A 19,362-nucleotide genomic window follows, 5' to 3' on the forward strand; every position below is an offset into this window, starting at 1 on the left:
CGCAGGGCTTTTTCATACACTTTCTTAAATTCACACAAACCCCAGCAAAGAACCGTAGTATGATAGTGATGACTTAAACAGATCAATCTACTCTTTATTTAATTTTGCCTGTGGAAATTTCTAGTAAGAATGAGTATGCAATCCTGGCACTTATTGAACTGGCATCACATTATGCCAGTGGTGAGCCACTGCAAATCCGTCAGATCTCTGCTCAGCAACAAATTCCTGATCGTTACCTGGAGCAATTATTAGCTACACTCAGACGGTGTGGTTTAGTGCGATCGCAGCGTGGCGCAAAAGGCGGCTATATTCTGGCGCGCGAACCCTGGAAAATTAATCTTCTCGAAGTGATGCACTGCTTGGAAGGTAACGATGCCCAATCGGCTGACTCTCATGTAGTGCCCAAAACCCTAGAAAGCGCTGTCATTTTGGACGTTTGGCAGGAAGCGCACCAAGCTGCAAATGCTGTCTTGCAGCAATGCACCTTGCAAGACCTCTGTGAAAAATGCAGCGCCAGACGACAACTCGACATCATGTATTACATTTAAGCCCATGCGTATAGCTCAGAACATTACCGAACTTATTGGTCGCACGCCTCTCGTGCAGTTAAACCGCGTGCCTCAGGCAGATGGCTGTGTGGCGCAAATTTTAGTGAAGCTTGAAGGGATGAACCCCTCTGCTTCGGTAAAAGACCGCATTGGCATCAGCATGATCAATGCGGCAGAGAAAGAAGGTCTAATTACCCCTGGTAAAACTGTGTTGGTAGAACCAACCTCTGGCAATACGGGCATTGCTCTAGCAATGGCAGCAGCAGCAAAAGGTTATCGCCTCGTCTTGACCATGCCAGAAACGATGAGTTCAGAGCGGCGGGCAATGCTCCGTGCTTATGGCGCACAGCTAGAGCTAACACCAGGAATTGAAGGCATGAGCGGCTGCATTCAGCGGGCACAGCAGATTGTCGATATGCTGCCCAATGCCTATATGCTGCAACAGTTTCGTAATCCGGCAAACCCTCAGATTCATCGCGAAACAACGGCAGAAGAACTTTGGGAGGATACAGACGGTCAGATTGATGCGATGATTTCGGGCGTGGGTACTGGGGGCACCATTACGGGTGTGGCGGAAGTGCTTAAGTCGCGCAAGCCTGAGTTTAAGGCGATCGCAGTTGAACCAGCCAACAGCCCTGTTCTTTCGGGCGGTCGTCCCGGTGCCCACAAAATTCAAGGGATTGGTGCTGGCTTTGTGCCGCCCGTGCTGAATGTGAACCTGATTGATGAAGTGATCACTGTTTCGGATGATGATGCAATTGCCTACGGACGGCGGTTGGCGCGCGAAGAAGGCTTGCTCTCTGGTATTTCGAGCGGTGCTGCGCTTTATGCAGCCATCCAGGTTGGGCGTCGCCCTGAGTATGCAGGAAAAATCATTGTCATGATTCAGCCTAGCTTTGGCGAACGCTATTTAAGTACACCCCTCTTTCAAGACTCTGATGCAAACATGCCAGCTATGCTAGGAGGGTAAAGCTGACGCAAGCGCATGAGGTCTGACCACTATCGCACTTTAAACGTTACCCCAGCCGCAACGCAGGCAGAGATTAAACAAGCGTACCGTCGCTTAGCAAAGCAGTTTCACCCTGACAGCAATCGGGAAACTACAAACCACGAAAAGATTGCACGGGTGAATGCTGCCTACGAAGTGTTGGGTGACCCTGACAATCGCAAATCCTACGACCAGCAGCTACAATACCTGACGCAGCTAGAAGACGCTGGTTTTTCAGCCGGACGGGGCAATCGGCAGCAACGAACGGCTGCGGCACAGGCGCGTCATCGCAAACAGCAGCAAACAGCCCAAACGGCAGACGATCACCTGCAACAGTGGCTCAAACAGGTCTATACGCCTGTGAATCGGTTGGTGCTGGAAATTCTTAAACCGTTGAAAGAGCAGATTGACGATCTGGCTGCCGATCCGTTTGATGATGCGCTCATGGCAGAGTTTCAGACTTATCTAGAGGACTGCCGCGATCGCCACCGTCGGGCTGAAACCATCTTCAAGTCTCTCCCCAATCCCAAAACGTTGGCAGGTGTAGCAGCGCATCTCTATTACTGCCTTAACCAGGTAGACGACGGCATTGAGCAGCTTGAGTTCTTTACACTCAACTACGATGACTCTTACCTGCATACTGGGCAAGAGCTCTTTCGCATTGCGTCTGGGTTACGTCGAGAGGCACAAGCAGCCGTGAAAGAAGTCGTTTAGTGCGGTAGAGACTAGTTAACAGGTTATGCTATACTGAGCAAGCACATCGGGGCGTAGCGCAGCTTGGTAGCGCACTACTTTGGGGTAGTAGGGGTCGTGAGTTCGAATCTCGCCGCTCCGATAGCATAAAAGCCGTTTAACATTAATGTTGAACGGCTTTTATGTTGAAAACAGATTTACAACTTTGACCTATACATCTATACAAAGCGGCTCTGGGCACAAGTTAGCTTTTTTCATAGGAACAGTTGATTAAAGTTACCCTACGGCGTCCCTACACCCGAAGGATGCTTAAGAAGACGGGACAGGCGCATCAGCTAGCCGAACCGGAAGTTCGGCTGTAAAGCAGGTTTGTCCGTCTTGGCTGGAAACCTGGATCGAGCCACCCAAGTAAGTTACAAGTTTCTTCACCAGCGTTAGCCCCAAGCCAGTGCCGCCTTGCCGCCAAAGATCCATGCCAGGAATCCGATGGAACTGCTCAAAAATGTGGGGCACTTCGCTAGCTGGAATCTCGACTCCAGAGTTACAAACTTGCATTTGTAAGCTGTGTGCTGGGGTTGGTTGAGCCACTGCGGTTAGACCGATCGTAATGGTAATGTGCTCATCACGTGGCGTATATTTGATGGCGTTGTTAAGTAACTCTGTAAGTACCCGGCTTAAGCTAGAGACATCCGACACGATCGGCGGCAGGTCGATCGGCAGATTGATGTGTAGCTGTTGCTGCTGGCTTTGGGCACGCTCTCGAAAGTTTTCTACCAGTTCTGGGAGCCAGCGTTGAAAGAGAATCGTAGTTAATTCGATGCTGTACGCATCAGCATTCAAGCGCTGCAAGTCTAAAAGATCATTCACAAGGCTTAATTGACGGCTGCACTGGTCATTCAGAACTTTCAAGTAACGGATGGTGGAGTCAGCAATGCTATCTGTCTCCATCGCTAAACAACCGCGTTGATCTAAGGTAATTTCTAACATCCGAGCTGCCATTTTGATATTAGTCAAAGGCGTTCGTAATTCGTGCGATACGGTATTTAAGAAGTCATCTTTGATCTGGTTGATTTGCTGGAGTTCCACCATTTGATCTTCAAGTTGTAATGCCCGCGCGATCGCTAAATTGCGTTCTTCTGCTTGTCGCCGCTCAGTAATATCGCGAAAAACCAGAACTACGCCTGCAATAGTGCCTTCATCGTTGTAAAACGGAGCCGCGCTATCGGCAATGGGGAAAGTATGACCAAGCTTAGAACGCAGCAAGGTATGGTCTGCAAGGTAAACCAAGCTGCCTGTTTGCAGGGCTGTGTCGATTGGGTTGGGCAACGGTGCCTGGGTTTGTTCGTGAATGATCTGAAAGATTTCTGCTGCCTTGAGACCGATCGCCTCTTCTTGTCGCCAGCCTGTTAAAGCCTCGGCAGCGCCGTTGAGAAACTTGATGCGGCTGTCTGCATCGACCACAATTACACCATCGCCGATCGCTCTCAGAATACTAGCCAGCCACTGTTCGCGCTCTTGCAACTCTTTGTCCAGACGGTAACGTTGCAGCGCTGTTTCGATCGCAACATACAGTTCGCGTTCTTCGATTGGCTTGAGAACATAACCAAAGGGTCCGGTTGCCTTAGCTCGTTCCATTGTGTAGCGATCGGAGTAGCCAGTAGAATAAATGATCGGAATACGGAGGCGGCTCCAGATCTGCTCGGCTGCCTGAATGCCATCCATTTCTCCCTTCAGCCGAATATCCATCAGCACGATATCAGGATGCAGTGCTGTAGCAGTGGTAATTGCCCCTTCACCAGAGACAGCGATCGCAGGCACTGTATAGCCTAGGTTTTCGAGACAGTCTTTGATGTCAGCAGCGATGACACTTTCATCTTCCACAATCAGAATTTGAATGCTCTGCCCTTTGCGATCGGTAGCGGCTAGTCTGCTCATGCTTCACTTCCTGCAAACGTAATCCTAAACTCAGTACCAGCATGACGATTGAGCAGCAACCTGCCCTCTAGCTGCTGCACAAGATCTCTGACCAGCTTTAGCCCTAACGAATCAGTATGGGCTAGTTCAAACTCGGCTGGCATACCAACGCCATCGTCGCGGACGACTAGATTGACAGCCCGATCGCCTGACGCATGAAGAGCAATAGCGATTTCACCAGGGCGATCGTTAGGAAAAGCGTACTTGAGCGCATTGGAAACCAATTCACTGATGATCAAGCCGCAGGGAATCACAGTGTCAATATCGAGTGCTACATCATCGATCGTCGTTTTTAGCGTGATGATGTTGGTGTGAATGTTGTAGGCGCTAAACAAACTTGCTGCCAGCGTAGGAATGTACTGCCTTAAGTTGATGTTGGCTAATGTTTCAGATCGATAGAGTTTTTCGTGAATGAGCGCGATCGATTTAATACGGTTCTGGCTTTCTAGTAAAATATTGGCGGCTCGCTGATCTTTAATGCGCCGCTGTTGCAAACGAAGCAAGCTGTAGACAATCTGCAAATTGTTTTTGACTCGATGATGAATTTCCTTCAACAAGATATCTTTTTCGGTCAACGAAGCCTGCAATTGCTCTTCGGCTTGACGCAGTGCTTCTAACTGTTTTGCAGCTGTAATATCAACGGCAACACCCAGAATTTGCTGCGGTAATCCGTCTGGAGTGCGGGCAAACAGCGTTTCCTGGCATTGAAAGTAACGCCACTCGCCATTACGATGCTGCATCCGAAACTCAGTGCTGAGGATCTCGCCATCGTTTGCAGTATCCCAGCGTCTGAAGTTGGCTTGCCACGGCAGAAAATCATCTGGGTGCATGACAGTCTGCAAAAAAGCGGGTTGCAGCGCCTGAATGTCATCCAGGGTATAACCAAGGTGTTCTCCAATTTCGCGATTCACGTAGATTTTGTCTTGCTTAATCAAGTCAAAGACATAGATAGCGGCTGGGCTAGTGTCGGCAATTTTTTGAGCAAACCGCTGGCTTTCTTGCAGCGCATTTTCTATGTCCTTGAGGTCAGTAATATCACGCCCAACCGCCTGAAACTCGATAAAACGTCCCTCTTCATCAAACAGCATCCGGTTGTTCCACTGCGTCCAGCGAATGTGTCCATTGGCCACAACGCGGTTTTCAATACTTACAGTCGGGTTCTCCTGGTTCATTGATCGGACCAGACGATCGATGTGTTCATGGTCTTCCTCAAACGTTAGCGGCTTGTAACAAGACCCAATCACTGCCTCTTTTGTCACCCCAAAGTAGCGGCAGTACGCACCATTGACAAAGGTCAGCGTGCCATCTGGCTGAAAGCGGACGATCAGTTCCGTCTGATCTTCAACGATCGCGCGGTACCGAGCTTCACTCTCACGGAGTGCCAATTCGACCTGCTTCCGTTCCACAATTTCGCGCTCCAACTCTCGATTTGTTGCCTCTAGCTGTGCAGGGCTGGGTAGCGACAGAACTTTTGGCAGCAGCGGTATCAATTCCAACGCTGTAATTAAAGAAATCACTGCCGTAGCCACTTTCACGGTGCCCGACAGCCAGTACATGGGATACCAGAGCGTCCAGATTTCTAGAATGTGGGTGGTGCCGCACGCGATGATAAAGGCGCTAAACAACAAAAACACCCAGTCGAAAGGCAAGTCGCGCCGCTTGCGGACAAGATAGAGCAACGTCACTGGAATGGAATAGTAGGCGATCGCAATCACCGCGTCGGCAATAACGTGTAAGCTCACCAAGCTGGGCTGCCAAAGATAACAGTGTCCATGCGGAATAAACGATCCGCTACTAAAAAAGGTTTTGAGAGCGTCCAACATCAACAACGGCTTCAATGTTCTTTATATAACTTTACACAAAGAGTTGTTTACCTACAGCGATTAGTAGGGAGCCAAAATTAGACCAAAGCCTCTCTACAATCTCCTTAAGTAAGGCATCTATCACAAGGGAGCAGAAGAGCTTCTAGGCGTCTTCATTGCTGGGGCTAACCTAGAGCTAATTAAGGATTTGGTATGCCACCTCTTTAACTACTCAAGTAATCCCAAAAACTTTGCAATATACGCAAAAGAGCGATATTTTTCAGTCGTTTAGCGTAAGACAAGCAATTATTTACCACCACAGATCCTCAACTTTTTAGAGAAATCAAGGATCTGCGGACAGCTTACAATCTTGACGGGTAAGTAGTAGAGCTTGAGCCATCGACAGCGACAAAGGCGGTATAAACTTTGGTGCAGCAAACAGAACGTCAGGAAGCATCATCCATGCAGCCCATTTGGCGCGTGCTGGGGAGTTTGCGCGTTTACCGTTGGACGGCAGTGGGTGCGTTGGTTAGTCTCTTACTGCTGACGGTAGCGAGTGCAGCGACTCCCCAGCTGTTTCGGTGGGGCATCGATCAGGGCATCGCGAAACAAAATTTGTCGATCGTGCTCTACAGTGCTGGGTGGATGGTGGTCGCGGCGATCGCCCGTGGCGTGTTCAACTTTGGGCAAAGTTATTGGGCAGAAGCCGCATCCCAGGGCGTTGTCTACGATTTACGCAACAAGATTTTCAGTAAAATCCAAAATCTCAGCTTTAGCTATCACGATCAATCGCAAACGTCACAACTGCTAACTCGCGTCACTAGCGACATTGAGCAAATTCGCGCCTTCCTTAGTACCAGTTTGATGCAGGTGATCAGCTCAGTCGTTACTCTGGTGGCGATCGCCGTGATTTTGCTGGTCATGAACTGGAGACTGGCGCTGATTACGCTGACCGTTGTACCGCTGGCTGGCTGGCTGCTGGCAAACTTTCTGACCCGTAACAGCGCACTCTTTAGTCAAGTGCAAGAGCAGTTGGGCGACCTCAACGCTATCCTGCAAGAAAATCTGCTGGGTATTCGCGTGGTTAAAGCCTTTGTGCGCGAGTCTACTGAAACAACCCGCTACACCGAGATGAATGATGCGTTAGTGCGGGCAAACATGAAAACAATTCGTGCCATTCGCAATACATTTCCGTTCATCTTCCTGTTAAGCAATCTGGTGACGTTGGCGGTCTTCGGCTATGGCGGTGCAGAGGTCATTGGTGGCAGATTTTCGATTGGGGAACTGGTCGCGTTTAATTCTTACCTGCTGTTGATTTTGCAGCCAATTTTGCTAATTGGTTTTGCGGCACCCGCGATCGCTCAGGCAGCCGCCTCCGCCGAGCGCGTGTATGAAGTGGTCGATGCAAAAGTGGAGATTCGCGATCGACCCAATGCGGTGCCGTTTGAAACCTGCGGTGGCAGAATCACCTTCGAGAACGTGTCCTTCCGCTATCCTGGCGCTACCACCGAAGCGCTTAAAGGCGTTTCTTTTGAAACCAGACCGAATGAACTGATTGCCGTACTGGGCATGACAGCTTCTGGCAAAAGTACGATCATGAACCTGATTCCACGTTTTTACGATGCAACGGCTGGTGCTATCCGCATTGATGGACACGATGTGCGCGATTTCACCCTCAAAAGTCTGCGATCGCGCATTGGCATTGTTTTTCAGGAAACAACCCTTTTCTCTGGTACGCTCCGCGAGAACATCGCCTACGCCAAGCCAGATGCCTCGCTAGAGCAGGTAATTGAGGTTGCCAAAGCCGCTCAAATGCATGACTTTATCCTGGGCTTACCTGAAGGGTATGAAACCATCGTGGGTGAACGTGGCGTAGGCTTATCCGGTGGGCAAAAACAGCGGCTAGCGATCGCTCGTACCCTTTTGACTAACTACAGCATCCTAATTTTGGATGACAGCACCTCGGCTGTTGATGCCCAAACCGCAGCCCAAATTCAAGCTGCGCTGGATGAGCTCATGCGTCAACGCACCTGCACTTCGTTTGTCGTTGCACAGCGCATCAGCACGGTTCAAAATGCCGATCGGATTTTTCTAATGGATAAAGGTCGTCTGGTGGCACAAGGCACCCATACCGAATTGCTGCAAACGAGCCAACTCTACGCGGTCATCCTGGAGTCACAGGTCAAGCGCTCAACCTTGAGCACGATCACTGCCACTTGAAAGCTAAAAGCTTTGCTGTCTTGTTGCGATCGCTGCGGTCTGCCTGCTGATTGATTAAGCGTAAGGGATCTGAGCGTAGCCGCACATCGCGTGAAGTATGTTGGTATGCTGGAATCTAGACTCCAGCCTGCCGTTGTCAACCAAATTCATGCCTGCACTTAGCACTCCGATCGCCCCTCTCGCCTTTCCCCTCGCTGCGGTTGTAGGGCAAGAAGCCATCAAACTCGCACTCTTATTGGCAGCCGTTGATCCAGGCTTAGGAGGTGTGGTGATTGCGGGACGACGCGGCACCGCAAAATCAGTGATGGCACGAGCGCTTCATGCCCTTTTGCCGCCGATCGAAATTGTCGAAGGCTCCCTCAACAGCGACCCCCTACACCCCGAAGACTGGGACGACGAGACAACGGAAAGGCTTAAGGCTCAAGGCTTAAGGATAAAGGCAAATCTTTCAGACTTTAGCCCTGAGCCTTTAGATTTTCCCACGACCATCATCCCCGCGCCTTTCGTTCAAATTCCGCTGGGCATTACCGAAGATCGACTGTTGGGTTCAGTCGATGTTAGTCAGTCGATTCGGCGGGGTGAGACGGTTTTTCAGCCAGGATTGCTGGCAGAAGCGCATCGAGGTGTGCTTTACATTGATGAAATCAATCTGCTGGATGATCAAGCAGCTAACCTCTTACTCTCCGTTTTGACGGATGGACGCAACCAGATTGAGCGCGAGGGCATTAGCTTTCAGCATCCCTGCAAACCGCTGCTAGTTGCTACCTACAACCCCGAAGAAGGAGACTTGCGCGAGCATTTGCTAGACCGCATTGCGATCGCCCTTTCCGCCGACATGGTGCTGGGCTTGGACGATCGTGTATTGGCAGTCGAGCAAGCCACTCGCTACGCCGACTCACCCCAAACCTTTCTGACCCAGTACACCGATGACATTGACTCGCTCAAAACCCAGATTGTGCTAGCGCGAGAATGGCTCAAAGACGTGCAGATTACCTCTGAGCAGGTGGGTTATCTGGTGAATGAGGCAATTCGAGGCGGTGTCATGGGGCATCGAGCAGAACTGTTTGCCGTGCGTGTTGCCAAAGCACATGCCGCGTTGGATGGTCGCACGGATGTAACAGCAGATGACTTGCGCCGTGCTGTCGAGCTAGTCATCGTACCGCGATCGACTATCGTACAAACCCCACCTGAAGAGCCACCGCCACCGCCGCCGCCACCGCCTCAGAACCAGCAAGAACCAGAAGAGGAAAATGAGCAAGAGCAGGATGATCGCGACGATGACGAAAGTAATGATCAGGATGAACAGGAGCAAGAACCACCTGCCATTCCCGAAGAGTTCATTTTTGACCCTGAAGGCGTAATTCTTGATCCATCCGTTCTCTACTTTGCTCAGTCGGCAACCCGTCAGGGCAAATCCGGTAGCCGTGCAATTATTTTCTCGGACGATCGCGGTCGCTACGTCAAACCCATGTTGCCAAAAGGGAAAGCCCGCCGTATTGCGGTTGATGCCACTCTACGAGCCGCCGCACCCTATCAGAAAGGGCGACGGACAAGGAGAGAGGAGTCAGAAATCAGAAGTCAGGCTTCTCCACTCCCCACTCCCCACTCCCCACTCCCCACTCCCCCCAAAAAACGCGTCTTCGTCGAGCAAGCAGATATTCGAGCTAAGCGGTTAGCACGTAAAGCAGGAGCGCTTGTTGTCTTCGTCGTTGATGCGTCTGGCTCCATGGCGTTAAATCGCATGCAATCGGCAAAAGGTGCAGTGCTGCGACTACTGACAGAGGCATACCAGAATCGTGATCAGGTTTCCCTGATTCCCTTTCGGGGAGAGCAAGCAGAAATCTTACTGCCACCAACCCGCTCGATTGAAGCCGCTAAACGACGACTCGATCGCATGCCCTGTGGCGGTGGTTCCCCTCTGGCACACGGATTAACGCAGGCGGTCCGAGTGGGTATGAACGCTAGACAGTCCGGTGATATTGGACAAGTCGTCGTCGTTGCAATCACAGATGGTCGCGGCAACGTACCGCTGGCGCGATCGCTGGGCGAAACCATCCCCCCTGACGAAAAGCCTGACATCAAAGCTGAACTGCTCGACATTGCCGCCAAAATTCGCGCCCTCGGCATTCAGCTACTTGTCATCGACACTGAGAATAAATTCATTAGCACTGGCTTTGCGAAGGAGCTAGCACAGCAGGCAGGCGGCAAATACTACCATCTGCCGAAAGCGAACGATCAGGCGATCGCCGCAATGGCGCGAGGGGCAATGCGTGATATGGCTCGTCCTTGAACGGTCAGCGACCAGCATAGCTTTCAGGTAAAAGCTAAAGGCTAATAGGGTTGTCTCTCAGGAACCGATTAGCAGCCTAAACTGTCTAAGCTAGTCAGGCTTGCGATCGACTTGGGTATACTGAGGAGTCTGAGCCTTCCATCCGTTATCGACAGTTGCAACCCTATGACGCGCACACGACTGAAGCAAACCATTCCCGGACTGCCCTTTCGCAAAGCCCAACGGCGGCTATTAAGCAAAGAATTGGACTTGCTGCTGCTCACAGGTTGTTCCTGTCTGCTTACCCTGTTGCACCACCCTATTAGTCAAGCTATTCAGGCACAGTCGCCTGCTCGTAACGCACCCATGACATCAACTCAGACAGGGCAGCGGGATGTCAAACTTGCTGGTCAGTTTTCTGTAACACTGCCACCAGAACGGAAGAAGCTAAAAGTAGTGAAGGAAAGCTAAATCGCTGCTAGCTGTTCGTTTGTATCCCCTTTTCTGTATGAAAAGATTGGGGAGAAGGGGTTGGGTTTTGGTGAGGCAGCGATCGTAACCACTCCTTGCCCTTTTAGATTGTCTAGCCCTCTGTGTTCTCTACCCATCTATAGTGATGAAGGGGATACAGCAACGTCGCGGTTATAGTGCCGAACCTATTGCATTATTTCCCCATCTCACAATTAGGTTAGAGGAAACAGGTATGTTTGGTCTTGGGTGGCCCGAAGTTGTCATTATTCTCATCGCAGCAGTGCTGGTCTTTGGCCCTAAGAAGATTCCAGAACTAGGCAGCGCACTTGGTAAAACGCTACGTGGCTTCAAAGAAGGTGTGAGCGAAGCCAAGGCTGAGGCTGAAGAAGCAGACGAAGATTACCGTGCGTAAGACCAATGCTTGTCTTACAGGAGCTTTTCTAAGCCATAAACCAGTGTCTTGAGCTGAATGACTTTACGGATCGCCAGCAGTACTCCGGGCATATAGCACGCTCGATCGCTCGTATCATGACGCAGCGTGTACACCTGTCCTGGTGCACCAAAGATCACTTCCTGATGGGCAATCAAGCCTGGTAGACGAATGCTGTGAATCCGAATTTCAGCATCCGCGACACTGCCGCGTGCGCCCGGAAGTTTTTCAGTTTCTTGCACAGTGGGCGGATTAAACGTCTTACCAAATTCCGCTAGCATTTGCGCCGTTTGTAGTGCAGTGCCGCTAGGCGCATCCGCCTTCTGATTATGATGCAGTTCAATGATTTCGACATGCTCAAAATGCTGGGATGCCTGAATTGCAGCCTGTTGCAGCAACACCATGCCGATCGAGAAGTTAGGAATGACCAGACAACCCGTGCTCGCTTTATCGGCAAACTCGGCTAACTCTTGCAGTTGCTTGGCGCTCAAGCCTGTTGTGCCGACTACCGGACGAATACCATAGGCAATCGCTGAACGGATATTGCTGTATACCGAGTCGGGATGGGTAAAATCCACCATCACACCAAGTTCCTTTTCTTGAGCCAGCATTGCCAGCATTGGCTCAAACTGATCGGTTACAGGCACCTCAAGCTCCCCACAGCCTGCCAGTTCTCCGATATCTAATCCCTGGTATTCAGGACTGCGATCAACCGCGCCAATCAAGGTTAGGTCTGTCGTTTGGGCGATCGCCTTGACAACTTCACGACCCATTTTGCCCGCTGCACCATTTACTAAAACTGGGATCGGAAGCTGCCCTGCCATTGCTTGAACTGCCTATATAAGGTGACTGTAGGTATTCTAAACCGGATGGCAGTCAGAAGAGAAACCGTTGGTCAGGACGAAAAGATTTGGCAAGGATGAAAAGATAGGGAGAGTTTTGAGCTTTGAGTTGATTTAGCTATCACCCCTTCACTCTCTCACTCCTTCACCCCTTTACTCTCTCACTCCTTCTGCATCCTCTACCGTGTCTCAAGCGATCGTCAGCAAACACAACAACAGTGCCTCTGTCCACTCCACAACAGCGCCGTAGGTGTCACCTGTATGCCCACCAAGCTGGCGGTTAAACCACATTCCAGTCATGATTGCGATCGCGCTTCCACCCAAACCTGTTACCCCCACTGCCAACCACGGAGCCGAACTAAAAGCCCCCTTCACGCCGCTCAATGCCAGCAGCAGCACTAGAGTTGGAACTGCTTCCCAGAGAGATCGCAACGCTGCTTTATGGAAAGCACCCTTACCTTCAAGTTTAAGGTAGGGGTAACGGACGATCGCCACCACTTGTCCCCAACGTCCCCAACCTGCCACTAGCGCTAGCACAAGCCAGCGATGAGTTGCTATATCAGCTAGCGCTGCCACCTTAAGCAAGAGAATAATCACTGCTGCCATTGCGCCAAAGGCACCTGTGTGGCTGTCTGCCATTACCTGAAGGCGACGCTGGGGGTCTAGAACTGCTAGTCCATCAGCAGTATCCATTGCACCATCTAGATGCAGCCCGCCTGTGATCGCAACCCAGCCTGCTACAACGATCGCGCTACGAGTTAGAAGCGGCATTCCCAGGTAAGACAGCCCATAGTCAAGCAGTCCCAAGAGGCTGCCGATCGCAAACCCAACGAGCGGTGCCCATCGTGCAATGCCGTTGAACGTAAGTAGCCACTGTTGAGGAACGGGAAGGCAGGTATAAAAAGCGATCGCGCCTAGAAAGGTCGAAAGTTGCTTGAGCATTCTCAGTCGTCTGGTTGAAACTAGCGGCACTGCCAGGCTGACGGCATTGTTAGTTAATTGTCGGTTAACAGAAAGTTGCATCAATCCTGGTCAAAACGAGCATTCTGAGCCATAACGATTTGGCTTCCAGATTAAGTCAGTGATTATTGAAGCACTGCTTACCAAGCACTCGTGTGATGAAATCTTGATGTTTTCTGTGGTCTGACGGACGCGATCGCTCGTCATTTATGGACATAATTAAGGAGCTTGTTCGCTTTAACGTGCTTTAACAACAGATGTCCCGCGTCAATTCAGTAAATTCCGGCGGGAGCGTGTTGAAAAACTTAGGATAGAATTGTTTCGTACACTACTAAACATCCTGACTATTTCTCGACAACGCCTAGTGCCCGTTAAGCACCTGTACTGAAGCGACTAGCTGATGCCAATCTGTCTCTTTTACAACCCGCTAAAGCTATCTAGCACCCACTCCAGGTTGCATTTTTCTTTAACTGAGTTGCGTTCCTGACTGTACTCTAAATTCTTAGCCCCCTAATTTAGTCAACTTACGTCTTGCACCTTCTCAGACATTTGTCGTTCCGTTGTTGCACATTCGCGACCTGAGCCATCGGCTTACCTAGACCAGAGGCGTTCTCTTTATGAGTCACGATCAATTTTCTCGTAGTGAACCGTTACCAGCACCTTGTATTATCGACGCAGGCACAGTGGTTAACAAACAGGATATGCAGCGACTGCTGGCAGATCTGAGCCGCGTTCGCTATATCCATCGGCAAGATGGCGTGCTGACTGGCGAAGGAGAGGGGCATGTGTTGGAAGTTTTTTCCCACCCGCAGCGATCAACCCTCATCGCCAATCATGCACTTTACCTGAACGTGCATAGTTTTGACTATTTAGAACTGGGGAAATCACCTGAGCAAGAACCCTGGTTTGACCTTATCCAAGAGGGTCGTCAACTCCGTCTCATCCCCCTTTCTAATCCAATGGTGGAGCAGAACCATCATCGCCTTAACGTTGCGGCACTAGAAGCCGTAGTTGCAGAGGTGCTGTCTGCAAATTGGGATGTTCAGATTGATGATGAAGAGCATTTTTCTTTTTGATGCTGGGAACGTATAGTGGATACCTAGAACAAGGTTAGAAAGCATAGAGTTGAGTCATTACCCAATGGCATCATTACCGATACTCTGCTGTTAACCCAGCTAGCTAGCCGCTAACTTGTATCGACCTTACGTTCTTCACACGCCGACTTTCTTTACTCTGCTTGCAATCCTTTTACATCGCTAACTCTTGACTACTGGTTTTACATTTACGTGCCAAGCACTGTGCTGCGATACGAAGGCACGCGCCGGAATCTTTGCCACGCCACACGGATTGGTAGAAACGCCACGCTTTATGCCGGTTGGTACGCTGGCAAATGTCAAAACAGTAACACCTGACCAGCTTCGGGCAACTGGAGCGCAGCTTGTGCTGGCAAACACCTACCATCTGCACCTCCAGCCAGGAGAAAGCATTGTAGCTCAGGCGGGTGGGTTGCATCGCTTTATGGCATGGGATGGTCCCATTCTGACAGACTCTGGCGGCTTTCAGGTGTTTAGCTTGAGCGAAATGCGAACGATCGCTGAAGCTGGCGTAACGTTTCGATCGCCACGCGATGGACAAATGATTTACCTGACACCAGAGCGTTCGATCGCCATTCAAAATGCGCTTGGGGCAGATGTCATCATGGCGTTTGACGAATGTCCGCCTTATCCAGCTAGCTACGATGCTGTGATGGACTCAACAGATCGTACCTACCGCTGGCTCAAACGGTGTATTGCAGCGCACGAACGTACTGATCAAGCGCTGTTTGGCATTGTGCAAGGGGGAGTATATCCCGATTTGCGTCGGCTGGCAGCAGAGCAACTGGCGCAGCTTGATTTACCGGGATACGCGATCGGTGGCGTGAGTGTTGGGGAACCAGCGAACCTGATCCAAGCAATTGTGCAGGCGACAACTCCTTTACTACCTCCTGACAAGCCGCGTTACTTGATGGGAGTTGGTACGTACCGAGAAATGGTGCAGGCGATCGCGACTGGCGTTGATCTCTTTGACTGTGTGATTCCAACGCGGTTAGCACGGCATGGCAATGCTCTGGTGCAGGGCGATCGCTGGAATCTACGCAACGCTAGATTTCGTGAAGATTTCACTGCCCTGGATGCCTCCTGCCCCTGCTACACGTGCAAGACCTTTAGCCGTGCGTATCTTAGCCACTTGTTGCGATCGCAAGAGTTGCTTGCCTACACGCTGCTTTCGATTCACAACATTACTGAGCTAGTGCAGTTCACCCAAACGATTCGCCGCGCTATCCTTAATGGCACGTTTAAAGCAGAATTTGGACACTGGCTAACAGACAGTGAAACCTAGCAGTGTGTAGGGCGACTAACACGCTACATACATGATTAGCTTTGGATGGGTAACGCGCTTGATAGGGGCGAAGAAACGCAAAGGTATAGCAAAAGGATGAAGGATGAGGAATGAGGGATGAGTGGAAGCACTTACTCAAGGGAAGTTTCAAGGTTTATGTTTGTCCTAACGCTCTCTTCAGCTGCTATATCATCCTTCTAATGCCTTCGCGCTCTTACTGCTTAACTTCTTTGCCCCTCACTCCTTTACTCGTTTTTTAATCCCTGTCCGACATTCAAACTTCAGCACGATCCGTCCCGTGGTAAAATTGGAGCTAATCCCAAAATTCTTGCTGGAGAGGTCATTCGTTATATGGAAGCAGCGCTGCTTTTAGCAAAATTGCCTGAGGCATATGCAATTTTTGATCCCCTGGTGAACGTTCTACCAGTGATTCCAGTCTTTTTTCTGCTGCTAGCGTTTGTTTGGCAAGCAGCCGTTGGTTTTAGATAGCTACAGGCGTTCTGTCAGGCACGAGATGAAGACGTTTTTGTAAAGGCAGACACACAGTCTGCTTTTTTTTGGCTTTGTAATTAGAGCGTCAGTCGGATAGCAATCGACTAAAACGATCATCGATCGCCATTGACATTCCTTTAGTAAGGTAATTGGGGCAACCATCTCAAGCATTTAAGTAAGTAAGGATGGCTAGAGAGCATCTACGATAAACAATAAAGCTTCTTTGCTCCTTGTATGAGCTATTGCCTGAACCCTTACTGTCGCTCACCGCAAAACCCTGATGTGGCTAAGTTCTGCTCGACGTGTGGGTTTAAGCTGCTGCTGGGCGATCGCTATCGAGCGCTACAGCCGCTCGCTCGTGGTGGCTTTGGCAGAACGTTTCTGGCAGTAGACGAGTACAAGCCGTCGCGACCAAGCTGCGTGATCAAGCAATTTTTTCCGCAAATCTACAGCGTGCATGACCCAGAACACGCCCGAGAATTATTTCGACGTGAAGCGGTACAGCTAGAGTTATTAGGAGAACACCCACAAATTCCAGAGCTGCTAGCGCATTTTGAGCAGGCAGACTATCAGTATCTGGTGCAAGAGTTTATTGATGGTTCTAACCTTTTGCAAGAAAGCTCTAAGAGGGGTGCGTTTAGCGAAGAGCAGGTCTGGCATTTGCTAAACGACCTGCTACCTGTGATCGCCTTTGTTCATAGCCATCATGTCATTCACCGTGATATTAAACCGCAGAACGTTATTCGTCGTGCCGCAACCCAGCAATTAGTGCTGGTTGATTTTGGTGCAGCAAAGACCATGAGCAGTACTGATGTGTTGCAGACTGGCACAAGTATCGGTAGCCCTGTCTTTGCCGCACCAGAGCAAGCACTTGGCAAAGCAACGTTTGCTAGCGACCTTTTTAGCCTAGGTGTCACCTGTATTTACTTGCTTACTCAAGTACGTCCAGCAGACTTATTTGATACTGAAGAGGGCACTTGGCAATGGCAGCAACACCTCAAGCGTTCGGTGAGTCCAGCTTTGGGCAGTATTATAGACAAGCTGCTGCAAGGTGCAGTGAAACGGCGCTACCAATCGGCAGACGCTGTTTTGCATGACCTCAACTCGCAAGCGGTTGTGGAGTCACTTCACCGCTCGGCTGAGTGCGATCGCTTATCTGCGTCAACAGCTCAACCATTAAACATAGCCGGACGAGCGCCGCTTAAAGAGCGATTACCCCCCCCCTCATGGCAACAGCCAACGAGACTGGAAACAGAGAAACCCGTTACTCAACTTTCATCCAACTCTACACCGAGTCCGAACTGGGTCTGCACTCAAACACTAACCGGGCACACCAGTTGGGTGCGGTCAGTCGCCATCCATCCTGACGGCAAGACAGTTGCTAGTGGCAGCGGCGATCGCACAATTAAAATCTGGGATCTGGCAACGGGCAGTGTAATACAAACACTGGCAGCCAAAGCAGGTTGGGTACGTGCAATCGCCGTTAGCCCAGATGGTCAAACGCTTGCCAGTTGTAATAACGATCGACAAGTAGTGCTGTGGCACTGGGAGACGGGCGATCGCCTGCAAACACTGGATGGACATTCTGATTGGGCACGTGCTGTCTGCTTTAGCCCCTATGGGCAGTATCTTGCGAGCGGCAGCCAGGACAAAACAATCCGGCTATGGCATCTTTCGACGGGCAAAACGACGCATGTGCTGGCTGGACATACCCATTGGGTTATTGCCGTTGCCTTTAGCCCCGATGGTCAAACGATCGTGAGTAGTAGCCGAGACAAAACGCTCCGGCTGTGGCATACCAAAACAGGAGCGCTAATCCGGGTGCTAGAAGGACACCAAGATGCCGTGAACGCGATCGCCATTAGCCCCAATGGACGCATCCTTGCCAGTGCTAGTGACGATCACACCATTCGCCTATGGTCGTTGGCTACCGGCAAACTCAAGCAAGTACTGACACAACATGAGGGCGCGGTTAATACGCTGGCAATTAGTGCTGATGGTACTACTCTTGTTAGCGGTAGCCAGGATACTACGATTAAGCTCTGGTCGTTAGAAACCGGAATGCTTCTTCATTCTCTGACAGGTCATAGCAACTGGGTTTGGTCCGTTGCCATTAGTGCACTGCCTCGGTCAGCAGTAAGCGACACTCACAAGGGCTTGATAGTCAGCGGCAGTTGGGATGCCACTGTGAAAATCTGGCGACAAGTGTGACTGTTGAGGCGTTTAGTCCCCTATCACGCTGGTTGTCTATGGACAAATCACGATCGACTTTCTTTTCCTGACCCTTGATTCCGACTCGCTTCTTATGTTGTAAGTGCCGCCGCCACTGGTGCTGGCTTCACAGCATAGTCCCGTCCTGGAGCAACTTCGTTGTAGTAACTTACCGCTTTTTCGGCAGCAGAGAGCGATCGATAAACCAGCGCACCAGATGGATGAAGCGATAGTGTCAACCAGCCTCTCCACAAACCAACTAGCCAATCTTGTTCATTTACTTGAATGACATACATTGCTTTAACCTTAATGTCTTACTTTAGATAAAACGTCCAAAATCATGCACGCTTCAGCGCAGAATACCCAACTTATAGGCTTTTCATCTCTCAAAAGCAGTCTCTACAAATCTAAAGGCTTATCATTAAGCTTTAATAAAGTAGACACACTAATTTCTAAGCAGTAGCCTCAAGAAGTTTGCCGCTAAATGAGAACAAGGCCCCTGCTACTGATAAAAGTGTCGCCTTTCTATTACGCCTATCGATTACTTCCAAAAGCAGTTGTTGCATTTGCATAAACTAATTAAAACCAGTTGAGTTAAAAAACTTGCTCTCATGACTAAGTTTACTAATGAAAAGTATCTACCGAAGATCGTAATAAACTCGCCCTAATATAGCTTGCAACTTGAAGTAGAGAAGCCATCTGCTTCCAAAGTAGAGTCTTTAAGAACGCTAAGTTCGTCCTTGAGGTAGTCACTAGCTAAGGACCCTCATTCTAAGTTGGGAGTACTGTTCTCAGGTATCCCAAATGAACGACTCTGTGGAAAAGCTTCCAGTCAACGAAAAATTAAAAGCTGAAAGGCTTAAAGAAGAGGGGATGTTTAATCCTCAAGATCTTGTTTCTAAAGGTGGTTACACAGGCAATCCAAGAGATATTGTTGGGAATCCAGCGGTTGCACCTCAAACGCTTGATCAAGTAGAAGAGTTGCGTGACGACCTATTAGCTGAACCTGAAGATTAGCAATAAAGTAATATGGCACTTTTCGAGCAATGAAACCTTCAAAAGCAACATTGTTCAGGACTTCAG

At 50.1% G+C, this 19,362-nt stretch carries 17 protein-coding genes and 1 tRNA gene; 13 read left to right on the forward strand and 5 right to left on the reverse strand.

From position 1 onward, the window contains the following. The first annotated feature begins 110 nt into the window (after nt 1-110). The 4 genes from H6F76_RS27785 (at nt 111) to H6F76_RS27800 (ending at nt 2,371) form a co-directional block, all read left to right on the forward strand. Nucleotides 111-548 (forward strand): Rrf2 family transcriptional regulator, encoded by a 438-nt coding sequence (locus H6F76_RS27785; protein ID WP_190446234.1) that lies wholly within the window; start codon nt 111-113, stop codon nt 546-548. A gap of 4 nt (nt 549-552) precedes the next feature. Next, nucleotides 553-1,518, forward strand: a complete 966-nt coding sequence (gene cysK, locus H6F76_RS27790; RefSeq protein ID WP_190446233.1) for a cysteine synthase A — start codon at nt 553-555, stop codon at nt 1,516-1,518. Nucleotides 1,519-1,533: 15 nt separating this feature from the next. Next, nucleotides 1,534-2,250 (forward strand): J domain-containing protein, encoded by a 717-nt coding sequence (locus tag H6F76_RS27795; protein ID WP_190513208.1) that lies wholly within the window; start codon nt 1,534-1,536, stop codon nt 2,248-2,250. Between the two features lie 47 nt (nt 2,251-2,297). Beyond that, nucleotides 2,298-2,371, forward strand: a tRNA-Pro gene (locus H6F76_RS27800). A 167-nt stretch (nt 2,372-2,538) separates the two neighbouring features. Here H6F76_RS27800 and H6F76_RS27805 read toward each other — a convergent pair. Both H6F76_RS27805 and H6F76_RS27810 read right to left on the reverse strand, forming a co-directional pair. After that, a complete protein-coding gene (locus H6F76_RS27805; RefSeq protein ID WP_190513209.1) occupies nt 2,539-4,164 on the reverse strand; it encodes an ATP-binding protein in 1,626 nt (541 codons plus the stop codon). Beyond that, nucleotides 4,161-6,026 (reverse strand): PAS domain S-box protein, encoded by a 1,866-nt coding sequence (locus H6F76_RS27810; protein ID WP_190513211.1) that lies wholly within the window; start codon nt 6,024-6,026, stop codon nt 4,161-4,163. The genes H6F76_RS27805 and H6F76_RS27810 overlap by 4 nt, the downstream gene beginning before the upstream one ends. A 441-nt stretch (nt 6,027-6,467) precedes the next feature. On the opposite strand from H6F76_RS27810, the gene H6F76_RS27815 reads away from it, so the two are divergent. The 4 genes from H6F76_RS27815 (at nt 6,468) to tatA (ending at nt 11,377) form a co-directional block, all read left to right on the forward strand. Further along, nucleotides 6,468-8,225: an ABC transporter ATP-binding protein gene (locus H6F76_RS27815; protein ID WP_190513282.1), complete on the forward strand. Its 1,758-nt coding sequence runs from the start codon at nt 6,468-6,470 to the stop codon at nt 8,223-8,225. A 148-nt stretch (nt 8,226-8,373) separates the two neighbouring features. Then, nucleotides 8,374-10,515: a magnesium chelatase ATPase subunit D gene (bchD, locus tag H6F76_RS27820; RefSeq protein WP_190513213.1), complete on the forward strand. Its 2,142-nt coding sequence runs from the start codon at nt 8,374-8,376 to the stop codon at nt 10,513-10,515. Between the two features lie 165 nt (nt 10,516-10,680). Further along, the gene (locus tag H6F76_RS27825) at nt 10,681-10,965 is read left to right on the forward strand and encodes a hypothetical protein (protein ID WP_190513215.1); all 285 of its coding nucleotides are present in this window, start codon (nt 10,681-10,683) and stop codon (nt 10,963-10,965) included. A gap of 232 nt (nt 10,966-11,197) precedes the next feature. Beyond that, the gene (tatA, locus tag H6F76_RS27830; RefSeq protein WP_190446227.1) at nt 11,198-11,377 is read left to right on the forward strand and encodes a twin-arginine translocase TatA/TatE family subunit; all 180 of its coding nucleotides are present in this window, start codon (nt 11,198-11,200) and stop codon (nt 11,375-11,377) included. Between the two features lie 14 nt (nt 11,378-11,391). Here the strand turns inward: tatA and dapB are convergent, their stop codons facing one another. Both dapB and cobS read right to left on the reverse strand, forming a co-directional pair. After that, nucleotides 11,392-12,219 (reverse strand): 4-hydroxy-tetrahydrodipicolinate reductase, encoded by an 828-nt coding sequence (gene dapB, locus H6F76_RS27835; protein WP_190513217.1) that lies wholly within the window; start codon nt 12,217-12,219, stop codon nt 11,392-11,394. A 207-nt stretch (nt 12,220-12,426) separates the two neighbouring features. Next, nucleotides 12,427-13,179 carry an adenosylcobinamide-GDP ribazoletransferase gene (gene cobS, locus H6F76_RS27840; RefSeq protein ID WP_190513284.1) on the reverse strand — a complete coding sequence of 251 codons (753 nt, stop codon included), beginning with the start codon at nt 13,177-13,179 and terminating at the stop codon, nt 12,427-12,429. 635 nt (nt 13,180-13,814) lie between these two features. Between cobS and H6F76_RS27845 the strand changes: the two genes are divergently transcribed. From H6F76_RS27845 to H6F76_RS27860, 4 genes are all read left to right on the forward strand, one after another. Then, a complete protein-coding gene (locus H6F76_RS27845) occupies nt 13,815-14,273 on the forward strand; it encodes a hypothetical protein (RefSeq protein WP_190446225.1) in 459 nt (152 codons plus the stop codon). 187 nt (nt 14,274-14,460) lie between these two features. Then, nucleotides 14,461-15,576 carry a tRNA guanosine(34) transglycosylase Tgt gene (gene tgt, locus H6F76_RS27850; protein WP_190446224.1) on the forward strand — a complete coding sequence of 372 codons (1,116 nt, stop codon included), beginning with the start codon at nt 14,461-14,463 and terminating at the stop codon, nt 15,574-15,576. A gap of 351 nt (nt 15,577-15,927) precedes the next feature. Further along, nucleotides 15,928-16,065, forward strand: a complete 138-nt coding sequence (locus tag H6F76_RS27855; protein ID WP_068815178.1) for a photosystem II reaction center protein K — start codon at nt 15,928-15,930, stop codon at nt 16,063-16,065. A gap of 237 nt (nt 16,066-16,302) precedes the next feature. Continuing rightward, complete coding sequence (locus H6F76_RS27860; RefSeq protein WP_190513219.1) at nt 16,303-18,279, forward strand: serine/threonine-protein kinase; 1,977 nt, start codon at nt 16,303-16,305, stop codon at nt 18,277-18,279. A gap of 92 nt (nt 18,280-18,371) precedes the next feature. Here the strand turns inward: H6F76_RS27860 and H6F76_RS27865 are convergent, their stop codons facing one another. Beyond that, nucleotides 18,372-18,575 carry a hypothetical protein gene (locus tag H6F76_RS27865; RefSeq protein ID WP_190513221.1) on the reverse strand — a complete coding sequence of 68 codons (204 nt, stop codon included), beginning with the start codon at nt 18,573-18,575 and terminating at the stop codon, nt 18,372-18,374. A gap of 508 nt (nt 18,576-19,083) precedes the next feature. On the opposite strand from H6F76_RS27865, the gene H6F76_RS27870 reads away from it, so the two are divergent. Further along, nucleotides 19,084-19,296 carry a hypothetical protein gene (locus H6F76_RS27870; RefSeq protein WP_190513222.1) on the forward strand — a complete coding sequence of 71 codons (213 nt, stop codon included), beginning with the start codon at nt 19,084-19,086 and terminating at the stop codon, nt 19,294-19,296. Nucleotides 19,297-19,362 lie beyond the last annotated feature (66 nt).

The sequence above is a fragment of the Leptolyngbya sp. FACHB-321 genome (assembly GCF_014695975.1).
Taxonomy (GTDB): Bacteria; Cyanobacteriota; Cyanobacteriia; order Leptolyngbyales; family Leptolyngbyaceae; genus Stenomitos.

Bases quoted from the DNA above. Each gene is read 5' to 3' on its own strand.
- cysK (WP_190446233.1), top strand. From the start codon at position 553: ATGCGTATAGCTCAGAACATTACCGAACTTATTGGTCGCACGCCTCTC.
- H6F76_RS27795 (WP_190513208.1), top strand. From the start codon at position 1,534: ATGAGGTCTGACCACTATCGCACTTTAAACGTTACCCCAGCCGCAACG.
- H6F76_RS27805 (WP_190513209.1), bottom strand. From the start codon at position 4,164: ATGAGCAGACTAGCCGCTACCGATCGCAAAGGGCAGAGCATTCAAATT.
- H6F76_RS27810 (WP_190513211.1), bottom strand. From the start codon at position 6,026: ATGTTGGACGCTCTCAAAACCTTTTTTAGTAGCGGATCGTTTATTCCG.
- H6F76_RS27815 (WP_190513282.1), top strand. From the start codon at position 6,468: ATGCAGCCCATTTGGCGCGTGCTGGGGAGTTTGCGCGTTTACCGTTGG.
- bchD (WP_190513213.1), top strand. From the start codon at position 8,374: ATGCCTGCACTTAGCACTCCGATCGCCCCTCTCGCCTTTCCCCTCGCT.
- H6F76_RS27825 (WP_190513215.1), top strand. From the start codon at position 10,681: ATGACGCGCACACGACTGAAGCAAACCATTCCCGGACTGCCCTTTCGC.
- tatA (WP_190446227.1), top strand. From the start codon at position 11,198: ATGTTTGGTCTTGGGTGGCCCGAAGTTGTCATTATTCTCATCGCAGCA.
- dapB (WP_190513217.1), bottom strand. From the start codon at position 12,219: ATGGCAGGGCAGCTTCCGATCCCAGTTTTAGTAAATGGTGCAGCGGGC.
- cobS (WP_190513284.1), bottom strand. From the start codon at position 13,179: ATGCTCAAGCAACTTTCGACCTTTCTAGGCGCGATCGCTTTTTATACC.
- H6F76_RS27845 (WP_190446225.1), top strand. From the start codon at position 13,815: ATGAGTCACGATCAATTTTCTCGTAGTGAACCGTTACCAGCACCTTGT.
- H6F76_RS27855 (WP_068815178.1), top strand. From the start codon at position 15,928: ATGGAAGCAGCGCTGCTTTTAGCAAAATTGCCTGAGGCATATGCAATT.
- H6F76_RS27860 (WP_190513219.1), top strand. From the start codon at position 16,303: ATGAGCTATTGCCTGAACCCTTACTGTCGCTCACCGCAAAACCCTGAT.
- H6F76_RS27865 (WP_190513221.1), bottom strand. From the start codon at position 18,575: ATGTATGTCATTCAAGTAAATGAACAAGATTGGCTAGTTGGTTTGTGG.
- H6F76_RS27870 (WP_190513222.1), top strand. From the start codon at position 19,084: ATGAACGACTCTGTGGAAAAGCTTCCAGTCAACGAAAAATTAAAAGCT.